A 24,449-nucleotide genomic window follows, 5' to 3' on the forward strand; every position below is an offset into this window, starting at 1 on the left:
TCCGTGGAAAAGAACAGGCTTGACGCGACGCTGCCAAGGCGTTCCTGCGCGGGTCTGGTGACTGGGTGCCGTGCCACCAGAGTGCCCCCGTTGGTATTTATTGTCTCATTCCGGGCATGCCGTTATTCTGTCCGCTGTGATTTCAAGCACAGTGATCCAAGGAGACCTTTAGAGATGCCCATCAAGATTCCTGACCAGTTGCCAGCGGCCGATTTGTTGCGAAGCGAGAATATCTTCGTAATGAGTGAAAGCCGTGCGATGCATCAGGATGTGCGTCCGCTAAAAGTGCTGATTCTCAATCTGATGCCCAAGAAGATAGAAACCGAAAATCAGCTGGTGCGGCTGTTGTCCAACACGCCGCTGCAGGTGGGTATAGAGTTCCTGCGAATCGATAACCGGGAAAGTCGGCATACGCCTGCGGAGCATCTGGATAGCTTTTATCGCAATTTCGATGAAGTACGCGATAACAATTACGATGGGTTGATCATTACCGGCGCGCCTTTGGGGCTGGTGTCCTTTGAGGATGTTCTCTACTGGGATCAGGTGGAGGAAGTCATTCGCTGGTCCAGGCAGCATGTCAGCTCGACGCTGTTTCTGTGCTGGGCGGCCCAGGCCGGCCTGAAGGTGTTGTACGACCTGCCAAAACGCACACGTGAACAGAAGCTCTCAGGTGTCTATGAACACAGCACGCTGCTGGCCAGTGACCCGCTGGTGCGTGGCTTTGATGATACCTTCCTGGCGCCGCACTCGCGCAATGCAGACTTCCCGGTGGACTTTATCGCCGAACACACCGACCTGCGGATACTGGCGAGTTCGCAAAGCGCAGGCAGCTATCTGATGGCGAGCCCTGACCGGCGGCAGGTCTATCTGACCGGGCATCCCGAATACGATGCCATGACGCTGGCACAGGAATATCAGCGCGACGTTGTGGCAGGTCTTGATCCGGTGTTGCCGCAGAATTATTTTCCCGCCGACGATGCCGAGCAGAAACCGCAAAACCGGTGGCGCAGCCACGGCAATCTGGTCTTTGCCAACTGGCTGAACTATTACGTGTACCAGATCACGCCGTTCGATCTGAGCGTGATGGCAACCAAGATAGACGAGTAATCAGCAGCCTGTCGGACTTAACACTGATCTACTCGGCTCTGGCATCCTGCTTCGCCCTACCGCCTGCATCCATGCAGTCGTGCGAAAAAGCCGATTCTCTCCGGTAAAGAGGGGTCATTTTTCGTACGCTTTATTGTTGTTAACCTGAACTGAAAATAGATTCATTCATGTCTCTATTCAGGGGTAGGAGCCCGGTCTCCGGGCGAATCGGGCGCTCACCACGCCCTGTTCGCCCGCGGAGCGGGCTCCACAAATTTTCGGCACCGCTGCGGCTGACAATGTATTTGTCAGCCGGATCAATAAATAGAACCACTATTCACAAGCTACATCCCTGTAGCTTGCCCAGTGGGCAGCTATCGCTGTGTAAATTGGAAATCCTGCCGATTGACCGCCTCAAAAGAGCCCAAAACCTGCCTCATTCAATCGTCGGGAGCGATTGAACGTGCAAGCCCCGAAGGGGTGAAGCGCATGGATGTGCTGAACAAATCGGTCTTTCCCTCGCTACGACCGGCCAAGCCCGACAAGCTGCTAGCCGAGTCGGCGGCTGAGGGCGCAACGCCGACCGAGTGGCGCAGCGTTGTGCAGGGATTGAACGCCTGTGGGCGCTAGTCGGCGTCGGTGAGTCGAATGCCATCGGCGCTGATGTCGATCAGACGTTGCTTGTAGAGCGTGCCGATCGCCATCTTGAACGCTTTCTTGCTGCTGCCGAACAGGCGTGTAATGACCTGAGGGTCTGTCTTGTCGTTCACGGCCATGTAACCCCCTTCAGCCTTAAGGCGTTCCAGAACCTGCCCCGCCAGTCCGCTGATCTTGCCGTAGCCCGGCTTGTCCAGGCATAAATCGAGCTTGCCGTCGGGACGGCACTGCTTGATGTAGCCCTGCAGTTTTTGTCCGAAGTGCAGGCGCTTGAACAGGTCGGACTGGTGAATCAGGCCCCAGTGCGTACCGTTCACAATCGCCTTGATGCCGAGGTCAGTACGGTTGGCAATGGTCAGGTCGACGGCTTCGCCGGCCGTGAACTGTGCCGGCGACTTATCCAGGAAGCGATCCAGCTTGGTGGTGGCCACAATGCGGTTGGTGATGTTATCCAGGTAGATGTGTACCAGGTAACTCTTGTCCTTCTGCAAGCGCACGGGCTGTTCCGAAAACGGCACCAGCAGCTGTTTGGGGAGCCCCCAGTCGAGAAAGGCGCCGACCGGCGTAACATCGGCGCAGCGCAGCAGGACAAAGTCACCGACCTGCGCCAGGGGCTTGTCGGTCGTGGCGATCAGGTAGTCTTCGGAGTCCAGATAGACAAAAACATCCAGGACATCGCCGACCTTGCAGTTGTCGGGCACGTAGCGTGCCGGCAGCAGGATCTCGCCGAGGTTTTCGCCATCCAGGTAAACACCGAATTCCTTTTCCTTGATAACGCGGAGGCTGTTGTAACGGCCGGTTTCGACCATGCTGTCTGTCCTTTCTTGAGGGGCGGCGGGGAGCAGAAACGCGACGCCCGGGCCGCGTGTTCGGTGAAGACTGAAATGGCTGGCTCAGGAATGCTTGGCCAGAAATTCCTCATCCAGCTTGAGTTGCTGGTTGCTGTTGACGCCAACGCCGCGGCGGCGAATGTTTTCGGCGATCTGCTTGGCTTCTTCCAGCGAATGCATCTGGTAGGTGCCGCACTGGTACACGTTCAGCTCGGGGATCTTGTTCTGATCCTGCACGGCCAGCACATCATCCATGGCGGCGAGCCAGGCGGCAGCAACACGGGCTTCATCGGGCTGGCCGATCAGGCTCATGTAAAAACCGGTGCGACAGCCCATGGGGGAGATGTCGATGATCTCTACACCCTGTCCATTGAGGTGGTCACGCATGAAGCCTGCAAACAGGTGCTCCAGCGTGTGGATACCCTTTTCGCTGAGGATCTCTTCGTTGGGTACGCAGAAGCGCAGATCGAATACGGTAATGGTATCGCCGCCCGGGGTGGTCATGGTCTTGGCGACACGTACGGCCGGCGCTGCCATGCGAGTGTGGTCTACGGTAAAGCTGTCGAGCAGTGGCATGCTATGTCCTCTTGAATCTTGTCGATGGGGTCGCGAATGCACCCATTATCCCAGTCCGGCGAAGCCAATACTACCGCGGCACTGCCTATGATTAGCGCAGGCGGACCAGGCAGTGGGCGGCGCGGATCAGATCGGCTTGAGCTGGTTGAGCAGACGCTGCAGCGGAATGCCCAGGGCCTTGCCCAGTTGTTTGGCCTGTGGCTGCAAGCGCCGCGGATTGTTTTGTGGCAGGCCGCCCTTGAATGCGAGCACGATAAGGTTGCCGCCATTCACCGGGCAAAGCAGGCACTGGCCGTCGAACAGGTCTTTCATTCGTGCCAGTGCCGAGCGATTGCGGGCCTGGCCCTGATCCCACAGGTTGAGTACCAGCATGCCCTGCTCGTTAAGCATATCGTAGCAGTCAGTCTGGAAATCCTTCTCCAGCTGAATCAATTGCATGCCATCATCCAGGTAGAGGTCGCTGAAAATGATATCGGTCTTGATCTCGCCGCGGGCGGCAAAGGCCTCGGCATCGTCAATGTGCAGCGTAAAGCGGTCGGTTTCTGTCAGTGAGAGCCAGTTCCGCGCCGTATCCACCACACTCTGGCGCAGCTCGACGACCGTCAGTTGCATCGTGGCATCGTAGGCCTGCAGGCAGTTGCTGAGATTGCCGCCACCCAGTCCAAACAGGGAAACATGTGCGGGGTTCGGGTTATAAAGCAGAGCCAGCAACATGGCCTGCACATATTCAAACACCGGCAGGGCCGGGTCTGTCATGTCGATACAGCTCTGCTCGCCACCGTCGCCAAAGGACAGGTAGCGCCGGGGGCCGTCTTCCAGTACGGATACCGGGCCCCATTCGTCGTAGCTGCGATGCACTTCCTGACCGGGCAGGGAGTTACGTATGGCCCGATGCGATTCGTCGGAATCGGTGGCAGCAAAATATTCGAGCATCGAGGACATGGAGTTTCCTGGGGAGGTCAATTTTCAGGCGCCAATTGTACTCTGCCTGTCGTGGCAGGGAAGCCTTGCGGCGCGACGAAGAGCAGCGGTAAATCGTGCCTCTGAAAAAAATCGAACAATTGTTTAATTTTTTCGATATCCACGGGAACCGAATGCTCCATTGTTTTGTCTTAACGTACGCAAGCGAGAAGTTCTCCAGCAGAGTTTCCAAGTTTCGGCGGCCCCAGTGGCCGCTTTTTTTTGGGCCTGTGAAAAACGACCGGGCGTGAGCGGCAATGGGCTGAGCTGCCCGCTCAACATCTGTCGAACAGGTGGGCAGTCGATACAGCGCAGCGGGAAAGTCGAAAAAACGCGGGTAAAATTAAAAAGGCATCGCGGCGCTTGTGGCGCCGCGATGCCCGGTATTCCGCAGGATGTCGCGGTAGGCGGGCTATTGTAATGATCTCGCGTCAAAAGTGAAGATATTTAGGTCCCGTTGATATTTGCGCAAGCCGTATTGAGGGTTTTCGCCGCGTGACCCTGGCGGCAAGGTCTATCGCTTACCCATGCGGCGAACGGCCTGAGGGGTAAAGTCGCTGTGTGAAAAACGTTGACTGAAATCGAAGCCGATACCTTCCTCGTTGGTCAGGCTGCCCACCAGGTAGCGGCCGGATTGCAGGTCATAGAGGGCTTCGGCAACCAGCCAGGGCACCTGTACATCGCGGTACTGGAACTGGTGCGCCTCGCCAACCCGCCAGAGTTCGCCGCGGCCATCGTAATGATCCACTACGCTGGCCTGCCAGCTGTCCTCGTCAATATAGAAGACCCGCTTGGCATAGATATGGCGCTCGCCGTTCTTCAGGGTTGCTTCTACCTTCCATACACGATGCAGCTCATAGCGGGTCAGGTCGGGATTGATATGGCCCGGCTGCAGGATCTGCTCGTACTTGAGCGCGCGGTCGGCCAGCTTGAAGCTGTTATAGGGAATATAGAGCTCCTGCTTGCCGATCAATTTCCAGTCGTAACGGTCCGGTGCGCCATTGAACAGGTCCAGGTTGTCGGTGGTGCGCTGGCCGTCGGTCGCGGTGCCGGGTGCATCGTAGGCCACTTCTGGCGCGCGGCGAACGCGTCGCTGACCGGCATTATAGGTCCAGGCCTGGCGGGGCTGGCTGACCTGATCCATGGTCTCATGTACCAGCAGGATATTGCCGGTCAGACGGGCTGGCGCCTGCACTTCCTGCACGAAATAGAACAGGATGTTATCGTCCTTGGCGCTGTCCGCGTCGTTTTCCAGGTACGCCGGCCAAGTCATCTTTTCGTTTATTTTCACCGCTGTAAAGCTGCCATTGGCCTGCACCGGAACCTGCACAAAGGTGCGCTCCAGGGCGCCGCCGCGGTAGCGGGTAATGTGATTCCAGATCACCTCGAGGCCGTTTTTTGGCACCGGGAAGGCACTGCCCTCCTGCAGGTTTTGTATGCCGTAACCATTGTCCGTGAGGGCCGCGGAGGCCGCATTCTGGCGAATGGTGGCATAGACCGATTCAGGGTAGGCGGCCGTACGGTGGGTGGGGTACACGCTCATCCTGTAACTGTCGGGGTAGCGCTTGAACATCGCTATCTGGCCTGGCGACAGTTTGTCGGCATGGCTGTCGATATTCGCTGCGGTGATGGTAAAGAGCGCCTGTTCCTGGGCATAGGGGTCGTTGTAGCGATCGCCACTGGAGGCCGGCAGGCCACCATCCCAGGCTGGAATGGTGCCTTGCGCATTGCCGGCCCTCTCGGCGCCGACCGGGGTCAGCTCAGTGCCGAGCTGTGTCAACTGCTGCTCCGAAACAGCGGCCTGCAGACTGCCGCTGAGCAGACAGTTCAAGGCGGTGGCTGTAAGTAGGGGGATTATTCTTGTCGTCATGTTGTCGCTCCGCTTGCAGTCAGGTTTCAGAACGCCACCGAGGCACTGAGTGATACAAAATCTCTGTCTTCCAGTTCGTTATAGTTGCCGCCGAAGAAGTTGGTGTAGGCGAGTTGTACCGCGTACTGGTTCAGGTATTCCCCGGTGAGGCTCAGGCTGAGTGTTTTCTGATCTTCCGCGAAAGAGGCGCCCGGCTGAGGCCCATAGCCCTCGAGACCGTGCTTGAAGCTGATTTCGGGTTTCAGGCTGATGCCGGCAAGAGCATTGGGGTATTCCAGAGAACCTCGCGCTACATAGCCGTACGAATCTGAGGTGACAAAGCCGTCATTGTCACCGGCGGTATAGCCAAAGACGCCATTACGACCATATTTCAGGGCGTCGGCGCTCTCATCAAAGTTGTGAATATGGGTCCAGGCAAGTTCACCCACCAGGCTCAGACGACTGGCGCCCAGCACACGGTCGTAGAGTTTGACAAAGGTGGTTTGTAACTGGGTCACGTCAAACGCCGTGTAGCCGTGAATTTCCGAGCCGAAGGGGACCGAGGCGCCGGTGAGCCGGTCGATGCCATTGTTGCCGGTGGCGCCGTTAGTCAGAATGCCGGCGACCAGCAGCGGGCCGTTGATCTGAATCGGCAGATCCCGCTTGTGACTGATCTCGCCGGACCAGGCCAGGTCGCCCAGGCTGGTGTTGAAGCTTAGCCCCAGCAGGCGAATATCTTCCGGATATTCGATGAAGTACTCGGAGGCAAGGGTTTCGGGCAGGCCCAGGCCTGCCAGCGCGGCATTGAATTTCTTCACCCCACTGCTGATCGGCAGGCGACTGTGGTATTGCGCTGCATACAGACCAAACTCGGTGTTATTGAGCTCTTCGGCAAAGTAGCGCAGGGCGAGGCCGAACTGGCCATCATCATCGGCCTCGCGGTGGCCGTCTGCATTACGCTTCACCACCAGCGGTGCCGCAGAGTTGAAGTAGGCCTGGTCGTCCAGGAAATTCAGTGAGCCGCTGTTGATGCGGATGCCGTCGCAGCCTTCGGCGCCAAAATCGTTGGTGGAAAAGTAGGTACCGCAGCCATCGATGGCGGTTGCCTCCCACTGGAACTGATAGAAGCCCTCGAGGCTGAGGTTGTCGGTCAGGCCGATGGATGCAAACGCCATATTAACGGGCAGCAGGCCCTCTTTAACCTCGGCGCCGGCACGCCGAAAGGCGTTCACGTCAAAGGGGTTAATGACATTGATGCCACCCTGGATGAAGCTGCTTTCGCCCCAGTTGACGACCTGGCGTCCGAGCCTCAGGTCAAGCGGCATGCCGTCGAGATCATATTCGCCATACCAGTAGGCATCGAGCAGCTCGATGCCGGAAAACTTGGCGAAGTCGTTGAAGTTAGAATCGTTCAGTTCGGCGCCGGGTTCATAGCCATTGGGAGCGTGGCCGTGGTCGCGGCTGCCGTTTTCAAGCTCGGCATCGAACCAGTATTTGCCCCGGGCAAAAAATCCCATGTCGCCATAGCGCAGCTCCAGATCATGCACGCCCTTGACGATGCTGGAAAAAGTTTCCCCCTGGCGGAAGTTCTGGTTGGCATCATCGTAGCTGCCGGACCCCTTGCCAGTGCCGCCGTTCGGTTCGGAAATCAGGCTCTGTTTGGCGTCATTCAGGCGCCAGCTTGCGCCGGCCGAGAGCTGGGAGTCGAGTCGACCTTCGACTTTACCAAGCTGAAATTCGACGGCGGCGGCCGGTGCGACTGCGCCGGCAAGCAGAAGTGCACAGGCGAGTGGCTGCAGGATGAATGCAGGGGTTCTACAGTGCGAGGGTGTACTAACCCCGTTATTTGTTGCCATTTCGTTCACCTTGGCTTTTTATTGTTGTGCGGTAAGGGTACTCATCAAGCGGGCAGTTAAAGATCTTCCCATAAAAACGGTTACTTAGAGCAGGGAAGTTAAACTGTTGGCGTTGATGCGAGCTGTCAGTTTTGACGAATTAGGTATCATTGAACAATAACAATTAACATCAGAATAACTGACAAATGAACGCGAGCCCGGGATCTGGCAAGGCTATTGGGCCCTGAGGAATGGATAAATTGCATTAAGAGGTATGTTTATGGATCGCAAGATCACCGTTCCTGCGGGCTACGTGCGTCACCTGCTGACCCAGGCCCGGGCACAGGGGCTGGACGTGGCTGGGTTGCTGCAGCAGGTGGGTATCGCTCCCGAGGAGGTCGAGCAGGATCAGGCATTTTCAGCCGTCAAGTTTGGGGCGTTGTACCAGCACATCATGTGGAGCGCGCAGGATGAGTTTTTCGGCATGCTCAGCTCCGGCAAAGTGCCCAACGGCACTTTCCGGTTGATGTGCCACTGTATCATTCACTGTCGCTCCCTGGAGCGGGCCATCTGGCGCTGCGGGGATTTCCTCGATATTTGCCGAGGTACATTGGCTAAACCGGTACTGGTGCGCAAGGGGCGCTATGCCAAGCTATCGTTGTCGCCGGTGGAACACGTTGACCTGGACAGCTTTAATCACCTGCTGCAGGAACAGCCGGCGGAAAAGATACGCACCTCGCTGTCAATATGGCACCATTTTATCAGCTGGCTGATTGGCAACCGGCTGGAGCTCAAGGCAGCCTATTTCATGTTTGATGAGCCTGAGGGTGCGGAGCACTACCGAACCCTGTTTCAGTCCGAGGTAAAATTCAGCCAGCATGAGAATGCGCTAATCTTTCCGCAGCGCTTCCTGGACTATCCCGTCGTGCAGACGGAAGAAACGCTGCGCGGCTTCCTGAAAACGGCTCCCTATCAGCTGATTGTCATGGTCGATGATGACCAGAGCCTGAAGGCACAGGTGGTGGCCATGATCGGCAAGGACTTCAGCCGGGAGCTGCCAGGTTCTGAAGAGGTGGCGCGGGCGGTGAACATGTCGGTGTCGACCCTGCGCCGGCGCCTGCTGGACGAAGGTACCTCATACCAAGCAATCAAGGATGACTGTCGCAAGGCTGCCGCCATGAACTACATGAACTCGCCGCAGCTGGCCATCAATGATGTGGCGGCGCTGATGGGATTTGACGAGCCGTCAGCGTTCTTCCGCTCATTCAAGAAGTGGACCGGCATGACGCCGGGTGAATACCGCAAGAGTGAAACCTTTCGTGGGCTGTACGAAAAGTAGGGCGGTTCGTACTTTTCCCGGCACTGGTTACAGGCTGCCAGGCCGCCGCCTGAGTGCGTTCTGTGGGCCGCCTGTTGCGTGGCTTTTAAGAAAAGCTAAATATTTATAAGAAACAGCCTGTTAGGCTGTTGACAGTGAAATTCATTCGGGTAATATACGCGCCCCTCCTTCGGAGGGATGGCTGAGTGGCCGAAAGCACCGGTCTTGAAAACCGGCGAGTCGAGAGGCTCCCTGGGTTCGAATCCCAGTCCCTCCGCCATTGAAGGAGTAATGCTGTCGTTCCCTGATAGCTCAGTTGGTAGAGCAGTAGACTGTTAATCTATTGGTCGCTGGTTCGAGTCCAGCTCGGGGAGCCACAAAAAGTGGGTCGTTAGCTCAGTTGGTAGAGCAGTTGGCTTTTAACCAATTGGTCATAGGTTCGAATCCTATACGACCCACCAGTTTTGCCCTTTATGGGTCGTTAGCTCAGTTGGTAGAGCAGTTGACTCTTAATCAATTGGTCATAGGTTCGAGCCCTATACGACCCACCACTTTTCCCGCTACTGCTGGAAAAGCCGTCCTTAAAAAACATCCCTGTCTCATATGTACCCCACAATGGCTCTTGATTGAGTCTTTCTGCGTTTGCCTGATTTTACATGCCCTGTCTGCAATGCCTGGTTTGTCCTGCTTGCTGCGGTCACTCGACCGGAGTGATTTGGTCTACAGTCTTCAATACCTTTTGTCCGTCCGCCTGCTGTCGAATGGAACCTGATCGGCGCGCGAATGGTCAGACATCGTCAAATTGATTGTATACGGGGTTGAGGAGATGGCCTTGCGAGGGAAAGATTGTCTACGCGGTGCGGGTCTGTTGATGCTCTCCTGGCTGTTGCTGGGGTGTGACCAATGGGTTCGGACGGGGGATTCAGCGCAGATCCGTGGTGAAATAACCTACCGAGAACGGATGGCACTGCCGCCTGATACCCATATCCGGGTTTGGTTAGAGGATGTGAGCCTGGCTGACGCACCGGCGGTGCAGCTGGCGGAGCAGCGTATCGAATCTGCTAGTGCAGTACCGGTTCCCTTCAGCTTGAGCTATGACCCGAGCGTGATTCAGCCCAGGCACCGCTATGCGCTACGGGCGGACATTCGTGCCGCAGACGGGCAGTTGCTTTGGGTGACCAGTGGGTTTCACGGCATTCTGGCCACCAATCAGCCCAAAGAAGGGCTGACCATGGTGCTGCAGTCTGTGGCGGATAGCGAAGCTGCGCAGCCCTTGGCGGCGGCTACGGTCGCCGTTGAGGCTGCACGCACTTATGTCTATGAGTGTGACGGGCTTGAAGCCGTGATGCATACCGAGCCTGGCAAGCTGACGCTGCTGGCCCAGGGTTCGGAGCGCGTGCTTGAGCAGGTGCCGAGCGATTCCGGGGTGCGTTTTGAAGGCGCGGGGGCCCTGTTCTCGAGTTGGGGCGAGACGGCTGTGCTGGATGTTGATGGCCAGCGCTATAGCGAATGTCGCAGCAATGCGGCCAGGGTGCCCTGGGCTGATGCCGCCTACCGGGGCATTGATTTTCGAGCGCTGGGCAATGAGCCCGGCTGGCTGCTGGAAGTGGATGATGGCAATGCGATCCGCCTGGTGACCGATCACGGCGAGCGCAGTGTTTACATGCCGGCCCCCGCGCCGCGTTTTGAAGCGGGCATCGTGCGATATACGGCCCAGTCCAAGGCGCATGAAGTGCACCTGGAAATTGAGCCAAAGACGTGCCAGGACACCATGAGCGGCGAGGTATTTGAGGCCAGGGTGCGGGTTCGGCTGGATGGCAGCGAGTACCTTGGTTGTGGCCGCTATCTGTCCACTGCCCATTAGGGCAGTGCGCCCATGAAGGCGCGTTACCCCCGAAGGGCGTAACGCGGCCTTATAGTAGTACCACGTACGATACGCAGGATCAGAGGCCGGTATCGTAGGCCTGGTATTCCACCTGGATGATTTCGTACCAGACTTCGCTGCCGTCGGGTTTTTGCAGTGATACTTCATCGCCAACGCTTTTCTTCAGCAGCAGGCGTGCCAGTGGCGAGTCAACGCTGATGTAGCCCAGGGCGCCATCGATCTCGTCGGCGCCAACGATGCGATAACGGTGGGGCTGGTCGTTTTCATCGGCCAGGGTGACCCATGCGCCGAAGAATATGCAGTTCTGATCTTCCGGGATTCGGTCAACCACCGTCATGTCATCGAGTCGCTTGGAAAGATACCGCACTCGCCGGTCAATCTCGCGCAGTTGTTTCTTGCCGTAGATGTATTCGGCATTCTCGGAACGATCGCCCTGGGCGGCGGCTTCGCGGACCGATTCGGTAATCGCCGGGCGCTTGACACGCCAGAGGTATTTCAGCTCTTCGTTGAGCTTCTGGTAGCCTTCGGCGGTGATGTACGAAGCGCTGCGGGGCTGTGCGGGGCGCCATCTGCTCATGTCGGCGTTCCAGTTTGTTTCAAGGCGGATCCTTAGGTGCAATCTAACTCATCAGTCACAAATTGTAGCCTGATGCGAATAGAAAAGAGACCGTTTCGGCCCGGTCTCGAAAGACTTTCACGGCGGGGCTGCTACTGGCGGCTGGCTGTCGACACGTAGTGCGCCACGGCCTTTATTTGCTCTGCCGATAAGCTGTCTTCAAATGCCGGCATGATGCCTACGCCGCCACTCACGGCATTGAGGATCTGCTCCAGGGTGGGCTTCAGGTCATCCAGCTTGGGGCCGATTTCGCCGCTGGAGCCGGCATCGTTCAGCGTGTGGCAAATGCTGCAGGAGGGCTGCGCGACCTGCTGGAATACTTTTTTGCCTTCGTCGAAAAGCTCGTCCGCCAGAATGGGGCCGGACAACAGGCTGGCACAGGCGGCCAGAGTGAAGATCATGCGCATGCTCGGGGTGCTCGTGTTGCTGCTTGAAGGAGCCGCAGCGCGCCTGTGGGCCGCTGCGGCGGTCGGGGTTTAGCTGACGACCAGGCTTACGCCGTGATCGCTCCAGCTGGCATTGCCGTAGCCCCGCTCGTTATCGGTGCGGTTTTGCGGCTGGGTATTGCCTTCTGCATCGGTGGCCCGGCTGACAATACGGTATTCCCCCGGTGTCAGGTCGACGGCAAGCACGAAGGGGCGCCATGCAAAGCGGCCCATGTCCGGCCCGAGCAGACGTGCTTCCAGCCAGGTGCTGCCACCATCGATTGATACCTCGACCTTGTCGAGCAGGTTGTTGCCACCAAAGGCCACGCCGTGAATCATGTTGCGCCCACTGGCGGTCGTTTCCAGCGGTGTGGTTACCCAGGACTTGACCGGCATTTCCCACATGGAGGGCTGGTCCGGCGCGCCTTTCACGCCGACGTCGCGGATACGGTAACCGGATGCCTGAATCTTGGCTTCGGTCTGGGTCTCGGTGAAGGCGACCTGCTTGACGTATTTGACGTTATTGACGCCGTAGTAACCTGGAATCACCAGGCGCAGCGGGCCACCGTGGGTCAGCGGCAGGGCCTCGTCGTTGAGTTCCCAGGCCAGTATGGCCTGATCCAGCGCGCGGGTCGGAATGGAACGCTCAACCATGATGGTCTTGGGATCAATGCCTGCGGGCAGTGCCTCGCCGCCGGTGCCGGTAATGTATTTCATGCCATCCTTGACGCCGCCGAGTTTCGCCACGACATCACGCAGCGGTACGCCGGTCCATACAACGCAGCCTGCTGCGCCTGTTCCCCACTGGGTGCCGCCCGGGCCATGGGTGAAGAACTGCCGGCCGTTGCCGGAGCACTGCAGTACTGCGGTCACCGACTCGATACCTATTTTTTTCAGCTCGGCCAGGGTCAGGGTTGCCGGGTTGTTAACACCGTCAATACGTACTTCCCAGGCATCACGGTCGGCCACAATCTCGTCGCCAGGCGCGGGCAGGTTGTTGCGCACATAGAGGTGATCGCTGGGCGTCACCACGCCGCTGCCGATCGCGTCGCGTCGGGTTTCCAGCGTGTTTGCGCTGTGCACAATAACGGCCTTTTCGTCTTTCCAGCTGGCGTAATCCGGCAACGCTGACTTGGGCTCTTCAGCGGCGCGGGACAGCGGCGCGAGGCCCATCAGGCCGACCGACGCGATGGCGCCCGTGCTGCCGACCAGCAGGTTGCGACGGCTCAGGCTGACAGCCGCTGCAGCGTTGTTGGAGTTTTTTCTGGATGTCGACATGGCTTGTTCCTTTGTTATTGTTCTCACTGTTGAAGCGGATATCACGGAAGATGCCTGCTTCAAACGCTTGCTTCGGGAAGCAGCTTCCTGGGCACAGCCCGTGCGCCCTGGGAATACAGATTCGTGACTTTTGGGTATGGTTACGGCTGGGCCTACGACAAGCAGGCCGGCTCATCTTGAGCGGCAGGCCAGTATCTCCAGCTGCTGTTCGCGATACTGTGTTCAACATAGTCCGCCATTGTCTGGCGTACATCCGTATAGCGATAACAGACGTTTGCGGTGATGCGATAGTGGGTAATCAGGTGATTGCCCCGCTGCAGGGCGAAGGCTTCTGCGGGCTTGCCACCGACGCGGGTTTTCCAGCTGGCGGCCAGTTTGCAGCCAGCCAGCCGGGACGGCAGCTTTGCCTTGTCGGGTGGCACTGTCTGCCGGCGTGTCAGCGGCTGAAACTGCTGTTTTTGGCGATCGTAATCCATGTGCATTTCCGAGCCTGGCCATATATCCGTAGCGCGTTCTATTTTAGGGCGTCACCAGGCGCTGACTTATTTCCGGTAAAGCCTATTTTTTCTCTTTTTAAATCAACAGTCTCACTTTGTACGCCTGCGCGCCGTCGACAGAAAGGCCCAGATGATGATTTCGATTGGTGCCAATGCGACTTGCTGCTAAAGCATTCGGTGTTGTGGCCGACACAGAGGTTACCAGCAGCAGTTTGATGCCCCATGTATACCGAACCGATTCAGAACCGTATCGAAACCTACACCCGCGGCCTTACGCCTGCTGTGCAGTCGGGCAATGGCGCCCAGTTTTCGCTGCTGCTGAGTCTGATCTCGGTCAATCAGCTGCAGTACCGGGCGCTGCAGGTCCAGCCATTGGTCGAGGCAACTCCACCGGAGCAAGCAGGCTTCCCTAATCTCAGTGATCTTTATACGCCGGAGCTGGCCGGGCGGCTGAATCGAGCAGTGCACGATCGCCAGACGGGCGAGGTTGCAATGCTGTGTAGCTACCTGGAAACCGCTGCCCGCACGCCCGTCCAGGCGCGCCAGGCGCAGGATCAATTTGAGCAGGTCGCGTTGATGTCCAGTGGACGGCTGCTGCTCGATCAAATCACCGCATCAAGGTTGCAGTTGTCTGCCTGAAACGCAGCATCGGCTGTCCCGAATTTTCTTCTGTCCCCATCACGTTTAGAATGCCGCCCCTGGCACTGTGCCTAATTCAAGGGAGTGAGGGACGCATGGGTACAAAGTCACAGGGGCGGGCCCTGATGTTGGGGCTTGGCGCGGTACTGATGTGGTCTACGGTGGCCACGGCGTTCAAGTTGGCTTTGCAGCATCTGACGCCGCTGCAGTTGCTGGCGGTTGCATCGTTAGTCTCGACACTGGTGCTGGTTGTCGGGGTCAGCATACAGCGGCGCTGGGCTGAGGTCGCTCAGGCCTGGAAAAGCAACCGATGGCGTTACCTGGGGCTGGGGTTTCTTAATCCGTTCTTCTATTACCTGGTGCTGTTTAAGGCGTACGACCTGTTGCCGGCGCAACAGGCGCAGCCGCTCAACTATACATGGGCACTGACGCTGTCCTTGCTGGCTGTGCCGCTGTTGGGGCAGCGTCTGCATAGACGCGATATCCTCGCCATGGCGCTGGGCTATGTCGGGGTGCTGGTTATTGCCACGCGGGGCGACCTGTTGTCGCTGCAATTCGACAGTCCGCTGGGGGTTGCGCTGGCATTGGGCAGCACTGTGATATGGGCACTGTACTGGATCTACAACGCGCGCAGCGAGGATGCGCCTGTGGTTGGGTTGCTGCTGTGCTTTCTGACAGGACTGCCCTGGGTTCTGGCGACAGCCTGGTTCAGCGATGGTGTTCCGTCTGACTGGCGTGGCGTTGGTGCTGCGATCTATGTGGGTCTGTTTGAAATGGGCATTACCTTTATGCTCTGGCTCTCGGCGCTGAAAACCGCAACGCACGCCAGCCGCATTGGTAATCTGATCTTCCTGTCTCCGTTTTTGTCTCTCATCTTTATTGCTCAGGTACTGGGCGAGTCCATACATCCGTCTGTCTACCCGGGGTTAATGCTGATAGTGAGTGGTGTAATTCTGCAACAATACCGACGTGGCTGACTTTAATTACTGTCGTTTTTTCGAGACACCAAGATGCTCGAAATGAGCCAAAAGGTGTTTTTTAGATTGCATAATTGCTCTTTGATGAATCTTTCATTATTGGGGCTTTACGTCGTCTTATCTAAGCAGATCAAGGCATTAAGCGGCTTTTTGCTTTTCTGAACGAATACATTCAGAGACTGGAAGTGCACCTTTTCGGTGCTTGCCGCGAAATTGAGACACTGGTTTGAGACCCGAAAAACTGTTCCACTGATGGGTAGGTAACCGGGAGAAATTTGATGATGAAAATAACCAAAAGTCTTGTGCGCCTTAATGGTATGGCACTGGCTGCGGCCTTGCTGGTTGCACCTCCGGTGCTGGAATCCATGAGCGGCCTGAATACGGGCTCAAGCGTGTTTGCCAACAATGGTAACGGCGGTGGCAACGGCGGTGGCAACGGCGGTGGTAATGGCGGGGGAAACGGTGGAGGCAATGGCGGGGGTAACGGTGGCGGCAGCAGTAACAGCAGCAGCGCCGGCGGCCATGGCAACAGCCAGGCCTCGTCCCGATCAGCCAAGTCAGACAACAGTTTAAAAAGCGAACATCGGTCCCTGGGTAACAATCACGGGGCGATCACCAGTGCGCTTGGCAGCCTGAACGCAGCCCATGCGTCCCCCAATGCGCGTCTGCATGCCAGTGCCAATTCACGCGTGGGTCTTATTGCACAGTACGAACTAGCGGTACTGGATGGGCGTGCGCTGACGGATGAACTTGAAGGGATTTCGGTAGAGCTGAGCCTGTTGGAAATAGAGCTGGGTGATCGGACCCAAACCGATGTCACCGCGCTGGAAGCAGAAATTCAGGCACTGGAACAGCAGATCGAAGAGCTCAATCTTGACCCAGTTCTTAATGAAGTTGAGATTACCGCGAAAACCGAAACGCTGCTCGACCTGCAGGATGACCTCAAAGATATAAACCAGGAAAACGCCGAGATCGCGGGTCTGGAAGCAGATATCGAGGGACTTGAGGCGCGCGAGCTAGAGGCGCAGCAGGAGCTTGAAGCGGCGGCGATTACGGAAGCTGAATCACTGGCGGCGGCGGCCAACAAGTACGACACAGCGGAAGATGTTCCTGACGAGGTTGTGGCGGAGCTGCAGTCCCTGCTGGGCATTACCGAGGAAGACGCCGCGCAGCCCTGATCAGGAGGGCAGCCGATGAATGAAAAACAGCGCCTTCAGGCGCTGTTTTTCATTGTGCGAGGCGTCCGCGTGGGGCCTGTTAATGTGACAGGGCGCGCAGGCGCAGCAGGTCGGCATTATCAGGTGCAGTGCCTCTGGGCAAGCCCTGAGTTGCGCGAAATGCATCCAGCGCTCGGCTGCTGGCCGGGCCCCAGAGGCCGTCGGCCGAACCCGGATTGTAGCCCAGCAGTTGCAGTTGCAGCTGAGCATAGGTTGCACTGGCCAGGTTAAGTGGGCGCTTCTGGGCGGACTTGACCCGGGCGGTGGCGCTTTGGCGCTGGGCCTGGCTACTGTCGCGCCGCAACCTTGCGCTGACCGTTTGTATCAGCGGGTTTGTGTCACTTTGCCCGGCCTGGTCGGCCCAGTACCAGGCCAGGCCCGGATCGGTGGGAACGCCGATCCCGCCGCGATAGCAGACGGCAAGCTCCAGCATGGCTTGAGCGTGCCCGCCCGTGGCGGCCAGGCCGAGCAGCAAGGCTCCCCATTCCTTGTCCTGGCTGACCCCCTGGCCCTTGAGGTACAACTTTCCAAGCTGGAAGGTCGCCGGGGTGTGGCCGGCACGATTGGCGATTTCCAGCCACTGGGCCGCACTGGAATAGTCACGCGTCACGCCTCTGCCGGTGAGGTATCCCATACCCACCAGATAGGCCGCGTCGGCGGAACCCAGGCGGGCAGCCTGCTTGAAGGATTGCAGGCCGCGGGCATAGTCCTGGCTGACACCGACACCCTGGGTGTAGTTCAGGCCCTCGCGATAATGCTGTTCGGCCTTTGCCGGATCCGCGGGCAGGGTCCCCACGGGCAGTGGCAGTGCCGCGCAGCCCGCCAGCGTCAGTACGGCCGCGCACAGGAGCGTTCGGGCCTGTGATGTTACTCGGTACGCCATTGAATCTTCTCGGGTTGACCTGTTGTTATTTCCCACCACTCATCCGGATCCTGGCCGTTACTCCAGCCGGCGGCAATGCAGCGAATGTCGGTTTCAAGTGCAGCAAAGGCGTCCATTGCGCAGTCCAGGTCCTTGGCCCAGGGGGTGCGGTCGGACTTGAACCAGATGCTGGTCCAGGCTTTGCCGACTACTTTCTGATGGATCATTACATCGACGGGCGCCATATCCATGGTGCAGCTGTACTCATAGATCAGGCCCTGGGCGAAGCGCCTTTCGAGACTGGAGCAGCGTGTTCTAATCCAGTCTTCCAGTTGTTCGAGGGAGCAGTTCTTGACGTAGATCTCGATATCGGGGTGGCGTGGATCAGTCATGGTTTTGATCATCGTTGAGGAATCGGTAAAGGCGCAGCAGGCTCAGGCTGATATAGCCGACGGCCGCCAGTATGCTGCCCACAACACTGAGTATCAAGCCGAGCAGCGCCAGCAGTTCCTGTTGCCAGGATGCGACAAGCAGGAATTCGGCCAAAGCGATCAGGCCGATGCCGGGGGCGAACAGGCCGAACCCGAGCAGTAAAAATAGCAGGTTTTGTTGTGGCCTGTTCGCCCGGTGCAGCAGCCACTGTTTGAAGGATAAGCGCGTCACAGGCGTTTTAGCACGGCCAGGTTCACATCCAGCGTAAGCCCCAGCTGTGTCAGTGCGTGCAGGGATGTACGCGCCTCTGGGGCCAGGCGCTGGCTGTGCGGCGTCATGCCGAGCAGGGTCTGGATGCTGTCGCTGTCGGTCAGTGTGAACGGGTACTGTACCCTGTGTTGCTGCTCCAGGCTGAAATGCGCCTGCAGCTGGGCAAGCGGATCATAGCCAGAGGGACGGACATCGCTGTAGATGTGCCTGCGCAGCTCGATCAGGTGTGCATCGCCGGGCCAGGCCAGCAACAGCAGGCCGCCGGGCTTGAGAACCTTGGCCATGGACTCTGGCATCAGCCGGCTGAACAGCAGGGTGATGGCGTCCACCGAGGCCGGAGGTAGCGGAATGTCGGCGCCGGAGGCCACCAGCCAGCGCGCAGTGCGGCTGCGCTGGCAGGCTGCACGCACCGCATGCTTGGATATGTCCAGTCCCGTCAATGAGACATTGAGCCCGGCTGCGCACAGTGCCTGCTCCATGCGGGCACTGTAGTAGCCCTCGCCACATCCCAGGTCGAGCAGCTCGACAGCCTCGTCGTGTCCGGCCAGCGCCCCGGCCAGCAGACCATTTATTCGCTGCGACAGTGGCGCATAATGGCCCTGGTCCAGAAAGGCGCGCCTGGCCTGCACCATGGCGGCATTGTCACCGGGGTCCAGCGAGCGCTTGCGCTGTACCAGCAGCAGGTTCCAGTAACCCTGGCGGGCCTGGTCGTAGCTGTGGCCATTGCTGCAGCGTAGCTGCCGCGGCTGTTCCTCGAGCGGCTCGCGGCACAGCGGGCAGACGAGTGGCATCATTGCGCCAACAGTCTCGCCAGGATGTTTTCGTACAGATCCGACAGCGTATCCAAGTCCTTGGCGCTGACGCGTTCATTCAGCTTGTGAATGGTGGCGTTGCAGGGGCCGAGCTCCACCACCTGTGCGCCGGTGGGGGCGATAAAGCGGCCATCCGAGGTGCCGCCCGAAGTGGACAACTCCGTTTCCAGTCCGGTGATGGCCTGTATCGCCTGCTGGCAGGCATCTACCAGGTCGCCAGCGGCCGTCAGGAACGGATTGCCGGACAGAACCCAGTCGATGTCCCAGTCGAGCGCGTGCTTGTCGAGAATATCGCGTACGCGGACTTTAAGGTCGTCGGCGGTCACTTCGGTGGAGAAGCGAAAGTTGAACGCGACGTCCATATGCCCGGGCACCACGTTGGTCGCGCCGGTGCCGGCGTTGATGTTGGATATCTGGAAGCTGGTGGGCGGGAAGAACGGGTTGCCCTCGTCCCAGACTTCGGCCGACAGTTCCGCCAGTGCGGCTGCTGCCAGGTGAATCGGATTTTTCACCAGGTGAGGGTAGGCCACGTGGCCCTGTACGCCCTGGACCCTGAGGCTGCCGCTGAGCGAGCCGCGGCGGCCATTCTTGATGACATCGCCGACCCTGTGCGTGCTGGAGGGCTCGCCGACGATGCACCAGGTGATCTTTTCATTGCGTGCTTCCAGGTGGTCGATAACCCGGGTGGTGCCGTTGATGAAGGGGCCTTCCTCGTCGCTGGTGATCAGCAGGGCAAGTGAGCCTTTGTGGTCCGGGTGGTTGGCAACAAAGCGCTCCAGTGCGGTGACGAAGGCCGCCAGGCTGCCTTTCATGTCTGCCGCGCCACGACCGCACAGCATGCCTTCGCTGATCTGCGGCTCAAAGGGCGGGAACTGCCATTGCTCAACCGGGCCGGTCGGTACGACATCGGTATGGCCGGCAAAGCAGAGCACAGGTCCTGTGTCGCCACGCCGGGCCCAGAAATTCAGGGTGTCTTCAAAGTGCAGTCGCTCGATTTTGAACCCAATGGCTTCAAGACGGGCAATCATCAGTTCCTGGCAGCCGGCGTCTTCAGGGGTAACGGAGGCGCGGCTGATCAGGTCGCTGGCGAGCTGGAGAGTCGGTGACAATTGGGTCATGGCAGTCTGGATCCGAAATCGAAAAGGGTACGCATCAGGCCTGGGTATGCAGGCGGGGTTTAACAGGCGCCGCGGCTGCGGTGCCTGTTAATGTGGGTCTCGCAGGGCCGGCCTTAGTTGTGCTTGTGCAGGTCGGCGTTCAGCTCAATGGCGCTCTTGTTGGTCTTGGCTTCGATGCGGCCGGTGAGGGAGTTGCGGCGGAACAGCATATCCGGCTTGCCGGCCAGTTCCGATGCCTTGACGACGGCGACTTCGTTGTTCTGGTCGTCCAGCAGTGCCACCTTGGAGCTGCCCGTCAGGTACAGGCCTGCTTCGATGGTGCAGCGATCCCCCAGTGGCAGGCCCAGGCCGGCATTGGCACCCAGCAGGCAGTTTTCACCCACGGAGATAACCACGTTGTTGCCGCCGGACAGGGTGCCCATGGTGGAGCAGCCGCCCCCCAGGTCCGAGCCGTTGCCGACCACGACGCCCGCCGAAATGCGGCCTTCGACCATGGAGACGCCCAGGGTGCCGGCATTGAAGTTGATGAAGCCTTCGTGCATCACGGTAGTGCCTTCGCCCACGTGGGCGCCCAGGCGAATGCGGGCAGCATCGCCTACGCGGATACCGGCCGGCACGACGTAGTTGGTCATTTTCGGGAACTTGTCCACCGAGTGAACATCCAGTACGCGGCCCTGGGCACGGGCGGCCAGCTGACGTTTGGGCAGTTCGTCCAGAGCGATGGCGCCTTCAGTGGTCCAGGCAACGTTGGGCAGCTTGCCGAACATGCCGGCCAGGTTCAGGCCGTGGGGCTTGACCAGGCGGTGCGACAACAGGCTGAGCTTGAGGTAAACCTCTGCGGTGGTGGCGGGTTCGGCATCGGTTTCCAGAATGCACAGTACCAGCGGCTGACGGGTACCTTCCAGGATCTCGACAATTTCGGCCTGGTCTTCGGCATCCACCGACAGGAAGGCCGATTCCAGCGCCTTGAGCTGCGCCTGCTCGATTTCCAGGGTCTGGTTGCCGCCGGTATAGCCCGCCGCGTCGGCAACGGCATTGATCAGTTCAGCCGGTGCGTTGAGCAGCGGTGCGTTGTAATACACTTCCAGCCATTCACCGCTGGCTGATTTGGTGCCGATGCCCAGGCCGAATGCAAAATTTGTCATGCTGTTACTCCGTAATCGTTTGAATAGTCGTGTGTGGCCTGATCTCAACCCTGCAGCCAGGCCGCATAGTCGGCGGCCTTGAAGCCCAGGTAGCGCTGTGTGCCGGTATCCAGCAGTGGTCGCTTGATCATGGCCGGGTGTTGCAGCATCAGCGTAATGGCGCTGGATGCATCGATCGTGTTCTTTACCGCCTCGGGCTGGGTGCGCCAGGTGGTACCGCGCTTGTTCAGCAGCGCTTCCCAGCCCAGTTCCTGCGCCCAGGCTTCCAGCTGGGCGCGTTCCAGGCCATCGGCCCGGTAATCGTGAAAGCGGTAATCGATACCGTTGCTTTCAAGCCAGGAACGGGCTTTCTTGATGGTGTCGCAGTTCTTGATTCCGTACAGGCAGATCATGCGGGCTCCGGTGGTTCAGGCGTTCAGGCTTTCGACATAGGCGCGGATACGCTGTGCCGCGTCCACGCATTCCTCAACGGTGGCGACCAGCGCCATGCGCACGAAGCCTGCGCCGGGCAGGCGGCCATTGGCTTCGCGGGACAGGTAACGCCCCGGCAGTACGGTTACGTTCTGCTGCTCGAACAGGCCCTGGGCGAAGCGGTCGTCATCGATGGGCGTCGGTGCCCAGAGGTAGAAGCCGGCATCCGGCATGCGTACATCCATCACCGGGGCGAGGATGTCGATCACCTTGCTGAACTTTTCGCGGTACTTGTCGCGGTTTTCCAGCACATGGGCTTCATCATTCCAGGCGGCAATGGATGCCAGCTGATGCTGTACCGGCATGGAGCTGCCATGGTAGGTGCGGTAGCTGAGAAACGGCATCATCAGGGCCGCATCGCCGGCGATAAAGCCGGAGCGCAGTCCGGGCAGGTTGGAGCGCTTGGACAGGCTGTGGAACACCACACAGTTGCGATAGTCATCCCGGCCGAGTTCTGCGCATACCTGCAGCAGGCCGACCGGTGGCTCGGCTTCATCGAAATAGATTTCGGAGTAGCACTCGTCCGAGGCGATGATGAAGTCGTACTCATCGGACAGCGCGATGAGTTTGGTCAGCACATCGCGGTCGATCACGGTACCGGTGGGGTTGCCAGGGGAGCACAGGAACAGCAGCTGGCAGCGCTGCCAGACGTCCGCCGGCACGGCATCGAAGTCGGGCACAAAGTTGCGTTCGGCATCGCAGTTCAGAAACAGCGGTTCGGCACCCGCCAGGTAGGCGGCACCTTCGTAGATCTGGTAGAACGGGTTGGGCGACAACACCAGGGCATTGGCCTTGCGCTCAACAGCGGCCTGGGTAAAGGCGAAGATGGCTTCGCGGGTACCGTTCACCGGAATGACATTGCGCTCGGCGCTGAGGCTGCCTGCGGCCAGCTTGAAACGGCGGCTGCACCAGTCTGCGATGGTCTGGCGCAGTTCCGGCAGACCGGCAGTGGTCGGATAGTTCGCCAGGTAGCCGATGTTGTCGGTCAGGACCTTGGCCACGAAGGCCGGTGACGGGTGCTTGGGCTCACCGATGGACAGTGCAATATGAGCCTTGTCGGCGGGCGGTGTGACCTGCGCCTTCAGGGCGGCCAGCTTTTCGAACGGGTAGGGCTGAAGCTTGTCGAGGTCCCGATTCATGGCAAATAATGTCCCTGCTGCTGTTACGGCTTTGGAATGGGCCGGGCAATGGATTTAAAAATGGTACGGGATTATAGCGAATCTGGCCCCGGCGATTAAGCCCCGTCACGCTTCAAGTGGGATTGATTGTACGAGCGGGCCAAATGCAGCCCGGTTCAGCCCTGAATACCGCCCCGGGTCAGGCGGGCGGGGTCGAGCAGCTGGCCGAGCTCTTCCTCACTCATGCCGGTGACCTCTGCCGCCACATCGATCACCGGCCGGCCCTCTGCATAGGCTTGCTTGGCGATGGCGGCCGCTTTCTGATAACCGATGATGGGATTGAGCGCCGTGACCAGGATCGGGTTGCGCGCCAGTGCGGCGCTGATATTGGCTTCGTTGACTCTGAACGTGGTGATGGCCTTGTCAGCCAGCTGGCGGGCGGCGCTGGCCAGCAGGGTCTCGCTTTGCAGCAGGTTGTGGGCAATAAGCGGCAGCATGACATTGAGTTCGAAGTTGCCGTGCTGTCCGCCCACGGTGATGGCGGCATCATTGCCGATGACCTGGGCGGCGACCATCATTACCGCCTCCGGGATCACGGGATTGACCTTGCCGGGCATGATGGACGAACCCGGCTGCAGAGCCTGCAGTTCGATTTCGCCGAGTCCCGCCAGGGGGCCTGAATTCATCCAGCGCAGATCATTGGCAATCTTCAACAGGCCACAGGCCAGAGCCTTGAGCTGGCCTGACACCTCCACCGCGGTATCCTGGCAGGCCAGGGCGCTGAACAGGTTGTCGGCGGGGCGGAACGACAGCCCCGTCAACGCGCTGATACGGTGCGCAAAGCGGCTGGAAAAATCCGGGTGCACATTGATGCCGGTACCCACCGCCGAGCCGCCCTGTGCGAGCTGGTGCAGGCGCGCCCGGCTGTCCTCCAGGCGCCGGATGGCCAGCTGAATCTGTCCCGACCAGCCCGACAGTGACTGTGACAGCTGCACAGGCATGGCATCCATCAGGTGGGTGCGCCCCGTCTTGATGAGCCCCTTGAGATCATGGGCCTTGCTGTCGATGCTGACCTGCAGGTGGTGCAACGCCGGTAGCAGGGACTCATCCAGTACCAGCGCGGCGCTCAGGTGGATGGCGGTGGGAATGACGTCATTGGAACTTTGCCCCATGTTGACATGATCGTTTGGGTCCACCGGTTGCCCGCAGTAGCCGGATGCCAGATGCGCGATCACCTCGTTGGCGTTCATGTTGGAGCTGGTACCGGAGCCGGTTTGAAACACGTCGACCGGGAACTGGGTGCGGTGTTCGCCGGCGGCAATTTCCATGGCGGCCTTCTGGATGGCGGCACCGGTTTCGGCGTTCAGCAGCCCCAGCTCGACATTGCATTGGGCCGCGGCCGCCTTGATCAGTCCCAGCGCACGGATAAAAGAGCCGGGCATGGTCAGGCCGCTGATTGGGAAGTTATCTACAGCGCGCTGGGTCTGAGCGCCATAGAGTGCATCTGCCGGCACCTGAAGGGCGCCCATGCTATCTTGCTCGCGACGAAACTGGCTCATGGAAGGTCTCCTTGCTG

The 24,449-nt window shown here is 59.1% G+C and carries 25 protein-coding genes and 4 tRNA genes; 12 read left to right on the forward strand and 17 right to left on the reverse strand.

The annotated features are described in order from the left end of the window. The first annotated feature begins 174 nt into the window (after positions 1-174). Together metA and F451_RS27615 are read left to right on the forward strand one after the other, a co-directional pair. On the forward strand, positions 175-1,107 hold the full coding sequence (gene metA / locus F451_RS0107195; protein ID WP_020680684.1) for a homoserine O-acetyltransferase MetA: 933 nt from the start codon (positions 175-177) through the stop codon (positions 1,105-1,107). Positions 1,108-1,575: 468 nt separating this feature from the next. Then, on the forward strand, positions 1,576-1,716 hold the full coding sequence (locus F451_RS27615) for a hypothetical protein (protein WP_020680685.1): 141 nt from the start codon (positions 1,576-1,578) through the stop codon (positions 1,714-1,716). On the opposite strand, the gene F451_RS0107205 is transcribed toward F451_RS27615, so the two are convergent. The 5 genes from F451_RS0107205 to F451_RS0107230 all read right to left on the reverse strand — a co-directional run bounded on the left by F451_RS0107205 (position 1,713) and on the right by F451_RS0107230 (position 7,814). Then, positions 1,713-2,552, reverse strand: coding sequence for a CvfB family protein (locus tag F451_RS0107205; RefSeq protein WP_020680686.1), 840 nt, complete (start codon positions 2,550-2,552; stop codon positions 1,713-1,715). The two genes, F451_RS27615 and F451_RS0107205, sit on opposite strands and share 4 nt — an antisense overlap. Positions 2,553-2,636: 84 nt before the next feature. Next, on the reverse strand, positions 2,637-3,149 hold the full coding sequence (luxS, locus tag F451_RS0107210) for an S-ribosylhomocysteine lyase (RefSeq protein WP_020680687.1): 513 nt from the start codon (positions 3,147-3,149) through the stop codon (positions 2,637-2,639). A gap of 126 nt (positions 3,150-3,275) precedes the next feature. Next, positions 3,276-4,091, reverse strand: a complete 816-nt coding sequence (locus tag F451_RS0107215; RefSeq protein ID WP_020680688.1) for a spermidine synthase — start codon at positions 4,089-4,091, stop codon at positions 3,276-3,278. Between the two features lie 532 nt (positions 4,092-4,623). Further along, positions 4,624-5,979 (reverse strand): DUF1329 domain-containing protein, encoded by a 1,356-nt coding sequence (locus F451_RS0107225; protein ID WP_051103914.1) that lies wholly within the window; start codon positions 5,977-5,979, stop codon positions 4,624-4,626. Between the two features lie 26 nt (positions 5,980-6,005). Next, entirely contained in the window at positions 6,006-7,814 is a 1,809-nt protein-coding gene (locus tag F451_RS0107230) for a DUF1302 domain-containing protein (protein ID WP_020680691.1), read from the reverse strand. Between the two features lie 259 nt (positions 7,815-8,073). Here F451_RS0107230 and F451_RS0107235 point away from each other — a divergent pair, with 259 nt between their 5' ends. From F451_RS0107235 to F451_RS26630, 6 genes are all read left to right on the forward strand, one after another. Next, entirely contained in the window at positions 8,074-9,132 is a 1,059-nt protein-coding gene (locus tag F451_RS0107235; protein ID WP_040879523.1) for an AraC family transcriptional regulator, read from the forward strand. Between the two features lie 171 nt (positions 9,133-9,303). Beyond that, positions 9,304-9,391 (forward strand) — tRNA-Ser (locus tag F451_RS0107240). 21 nt (positions 9,392-9,412) lie between these two features. After that, a tRNA-Asn gene (locus tag F451_RS0107245) sits at positions 9,413-9,488 on the forward strand. Between the two features lie 8 nt (positions 9,489-9,496). Next, positions 9,497-9,572, forward strand: a tRNA-Lys gene (locus tag F451_RS0107250). A gap of 14 nt (positions 9,573-9,586) precedes the next feature. Beyond that, positions 9,587-9,662, forward strand: a tRNA-Lys gene (locus F451_RS0107255). 320 nt (positions 9,663-9,982) lie between these two features. Next, the gene (locus F451_RS26630) at positions 9,983-10,975 is read left to right on the forward strand and encodes a YbaY family lipoprotein (RefSeq protein WP_276202592.1); all 993 of its coding nucleotides are present in this window, start codon (positions 9,983-9,985) and stop codon (positions 10,973-10,975) included. A gap of 79 nt (positions 10,976-11,054) precedes the next feature. Here the strand turns inward: F451_RS26630 and greB are convergent, their stop codons facing one another. The 4 genes from greB to F451_RS0107290 all read right to left on the reverse strand — a co-directional run bounded on the left by greB (position 11,055) and on the right by F451_RS0107290 (position 13,791). After that, a complete protein-coding gene (greB, locus tag F451_RS0107270; RefSeq protein ID WP_020680694.1) occupies positions 11,055-11,573 on the reverse strand; it encodes a transcription elongation factor GreB in 519 nt (172 codons plus the stop codon). A 131-nt stretch (positions 11,574-11,704) separates the two neighbouring features. Continuing rightward, entirely contained in the window at positions 11,705-12,013 is a 309-nt protein-coding gene (sorU, locus tag F451_RS0107275; protein WP_020680695.1) for a SorU family sulfite dehydrogenase c-type cytochrome subunit, read from the reverse strand. Positions 12,014-12,088: 75 nt separating this feature from the next. Continuing rightward, a complete protein-coding gene (gene sorT, locus F451_RS0107285) occupies positions 12,089-13,315 on the reverse strand; it encodes a SorT family sulfite dehydrogenase catalytic subunit (protein ID WP_020680696.1) in 1,227 nt (408 codons plus the stop codon). Positions 13,316-13,467: 152 nt separating this feature from the next. Further along, the gene (locus tag F451_RS0107290) at positions 13,468-13,791 is read right to left on the reverse strand and encodes a hypothetical protein (protein WP_156826394.1); all 324 of its coding nucleotides are present in this window, start codon (positions 13,789-13,791) and stop codon (positions 13,468-13,470) included. A 243-nt stretch (positions 13,792-14,034) separates the two neighbouring features. Between F451_RS0107290 and F451_RS0107295 the strand changes: the two genes are divergently transcribed. The 3 genes from F451_RS0107295 to F451_RS28205 all read left to right on the forward strand — a co-directional run bounded on the left by F451_RS0107295 (position 14,035) and on the right by F451_RS28205 (position 16,606). Next, positions 14,035-14,451: a hypothetical protein gene (locus tag F451_RS0107295; RefSeq protein ID WP_020680698.1), complete on the forward strand. Its 417-nt coding sequence runs from the start codon at positions 14,035-14,037 to the stop codon at positions 14,449-14,451. A 95-nt stretch (positions 14,452-14,546) separates the two neighbouring features. Continuing rightward, the gene (locus F451_RS0107300) at positions 14,547-15,428 is read left to right on the forward strand and encodes a DMT family transporter (RefSeq protein ID WP_020680699.1); all 882 of its coding nucleotides are present in this window, start codon (positions 14,547-14,549) and stop codon (positions 15,426-15,428) included. 278 nt (positions 15,429-15,706) lie between these two features. Continuing rightward, positions 15,707-16,606, forward strand: coding sequence for a hypothetical protein (locus F451_RS28205; RefSeq protein WP_020680700.1), 900 nt, complete (start codon positions 15,707-15,709; stop codon positions 16,604-16,606). Positions 16,607-16,685: 79 nt separating this feature from the next. On the opposite strand, the gene F451_RS26640 is transcribed toward F451_RS28205, so the two are convergent. Together F451_RS26640 and F451_RS0107315 are read right to left on the reverse strand one after the other, a co-directional pair. Continuing rightward, complete coding sequence (locus F451_RS26640) at positions 16,686-17,528, reverse strand: tetratricopeptide repeat protein (RefSeq protein WP_020680701.1); 843 nt, start codon at positions 17,526-17,528, stop codon at positions 16,686-16,688. Next, complete coding sequence (locus F451_RS0107315) at positions 17,513-17,899, reverse strand: hypothetical protein (protein WP_026291581.1); 387 nt, start codon at positions 17,897-17,899, stop codon at positions 17,513-17,515. Before F451_RS0107315 ends, F451_RS26640 begins: the two co-directional genes overlap by 16 nt. Between F451_RS0107315 and F451_RS27625 the strand changes: the two genes are divergently transcribed. Next, a complete protein-coding gene (locus tag F451_RS27625) occupies positions 17,898-18,101 on the forward strand; it encodes a hypothetical protein (RefSeq protein WP_156826395.1) in 204 nt (67 codons plus the stop codon). The genes F451_RS0107315 and F451_RS27625 overlap by 2 nt on opposite strands. A 65-nt stretch (positions 18,102-18,166) precedes the next feature. Here the strand turns inward: F451_RS27625 and F451_RS0107325 are convergent, their stop codons facing one another. From F451_RS0107325 to F451_RS0107350, 6 genes are all read right to left on the reverse strand, one after another. After that, entirely contained in the window at positions 18,167-19,003 is an 837-nt protein-coding gene (locus tag F451_RS0107325; RefSeq protein WP_020680704.1) for a putative RNA methyltransferase, read from the reverse strand. Further along, positions 19,000-20,139 (reverse strand): succinyl-diaminopimelate desuccinylase, encoded by a 1,140-nt coding sequence (dapE, locus tag F451_RS0107330; protein WP_020680705.1) that lies wholly within the window; start codon positions 20,137-20,139, stop codon positions 19,000-19,002. Before dapE ends, F451_RS0107325 begins: the two co-directional genes overlap by 4 nt. A 113-nt stretch (positions 20,140-20,252) precedes the next feature. Further along, positions 20,253-21,284: a 2,3,4,5-tetrahydropyridine-2,6-dicarboxylate N-succinyltransferase gene (gene dapD / locus F451_RS0107335; protein WP_020680706.1), complete on the reverse strand. Its 1,032-nt coding sequence runs from the start codon at positions 21,282-21,284 to the stop codon at positions 20,253-20,255. Between the two features lie 44 nt (positions 21,285-21,328). Further along, a complete protein-coding gene (locus F451_RS0107340) occupies positions 21,329-21,676 on the reverse strand; it encodes an ArsC family reductase (protein ID WP_020680707.1) in 348 nt (115 codons plus the stop codon). Between the two features lie 15 nt (positions 21,677-21,691). Beyond that, a complete protein-coding gene (dapC, locus tag F451_RS0107345; protein WP_020680708.1) occupies positions 21,692-22,894 on the reverse strand; it encodes a succinyldiaminopimelate transaminase in 1,203 nt (400 codons plus the stop codon). Positions 22,895-23,049: 155 nt separating this feature from the next. Next, the gene (locus tag F451_RS0107350; protein WP_020680709.1) at positions 23,050-24,432 is read right to left on the reverse strand and encodes a class II fumarate hydratase; all 1,383 of its coding nucleotides are present in this window, start codon (positions 24,430-24,432) and stop codon (positions 23,050-23,052) included. Positions 24,433-24,449: the final 17 nt, after the last annotated feature.

Source organism: Marinobacterium rhizophilum DSM 18822, from assembly GCF_000378045.1.
Taxonomy (GTDB): domain Bacteria; phylum Pseudomonadota; class Gammaproteobacteria; order Pseudomonadales; family Balneatricaceae; genus Marinobacterium_A; species Marinobacterium_A rhizophilum.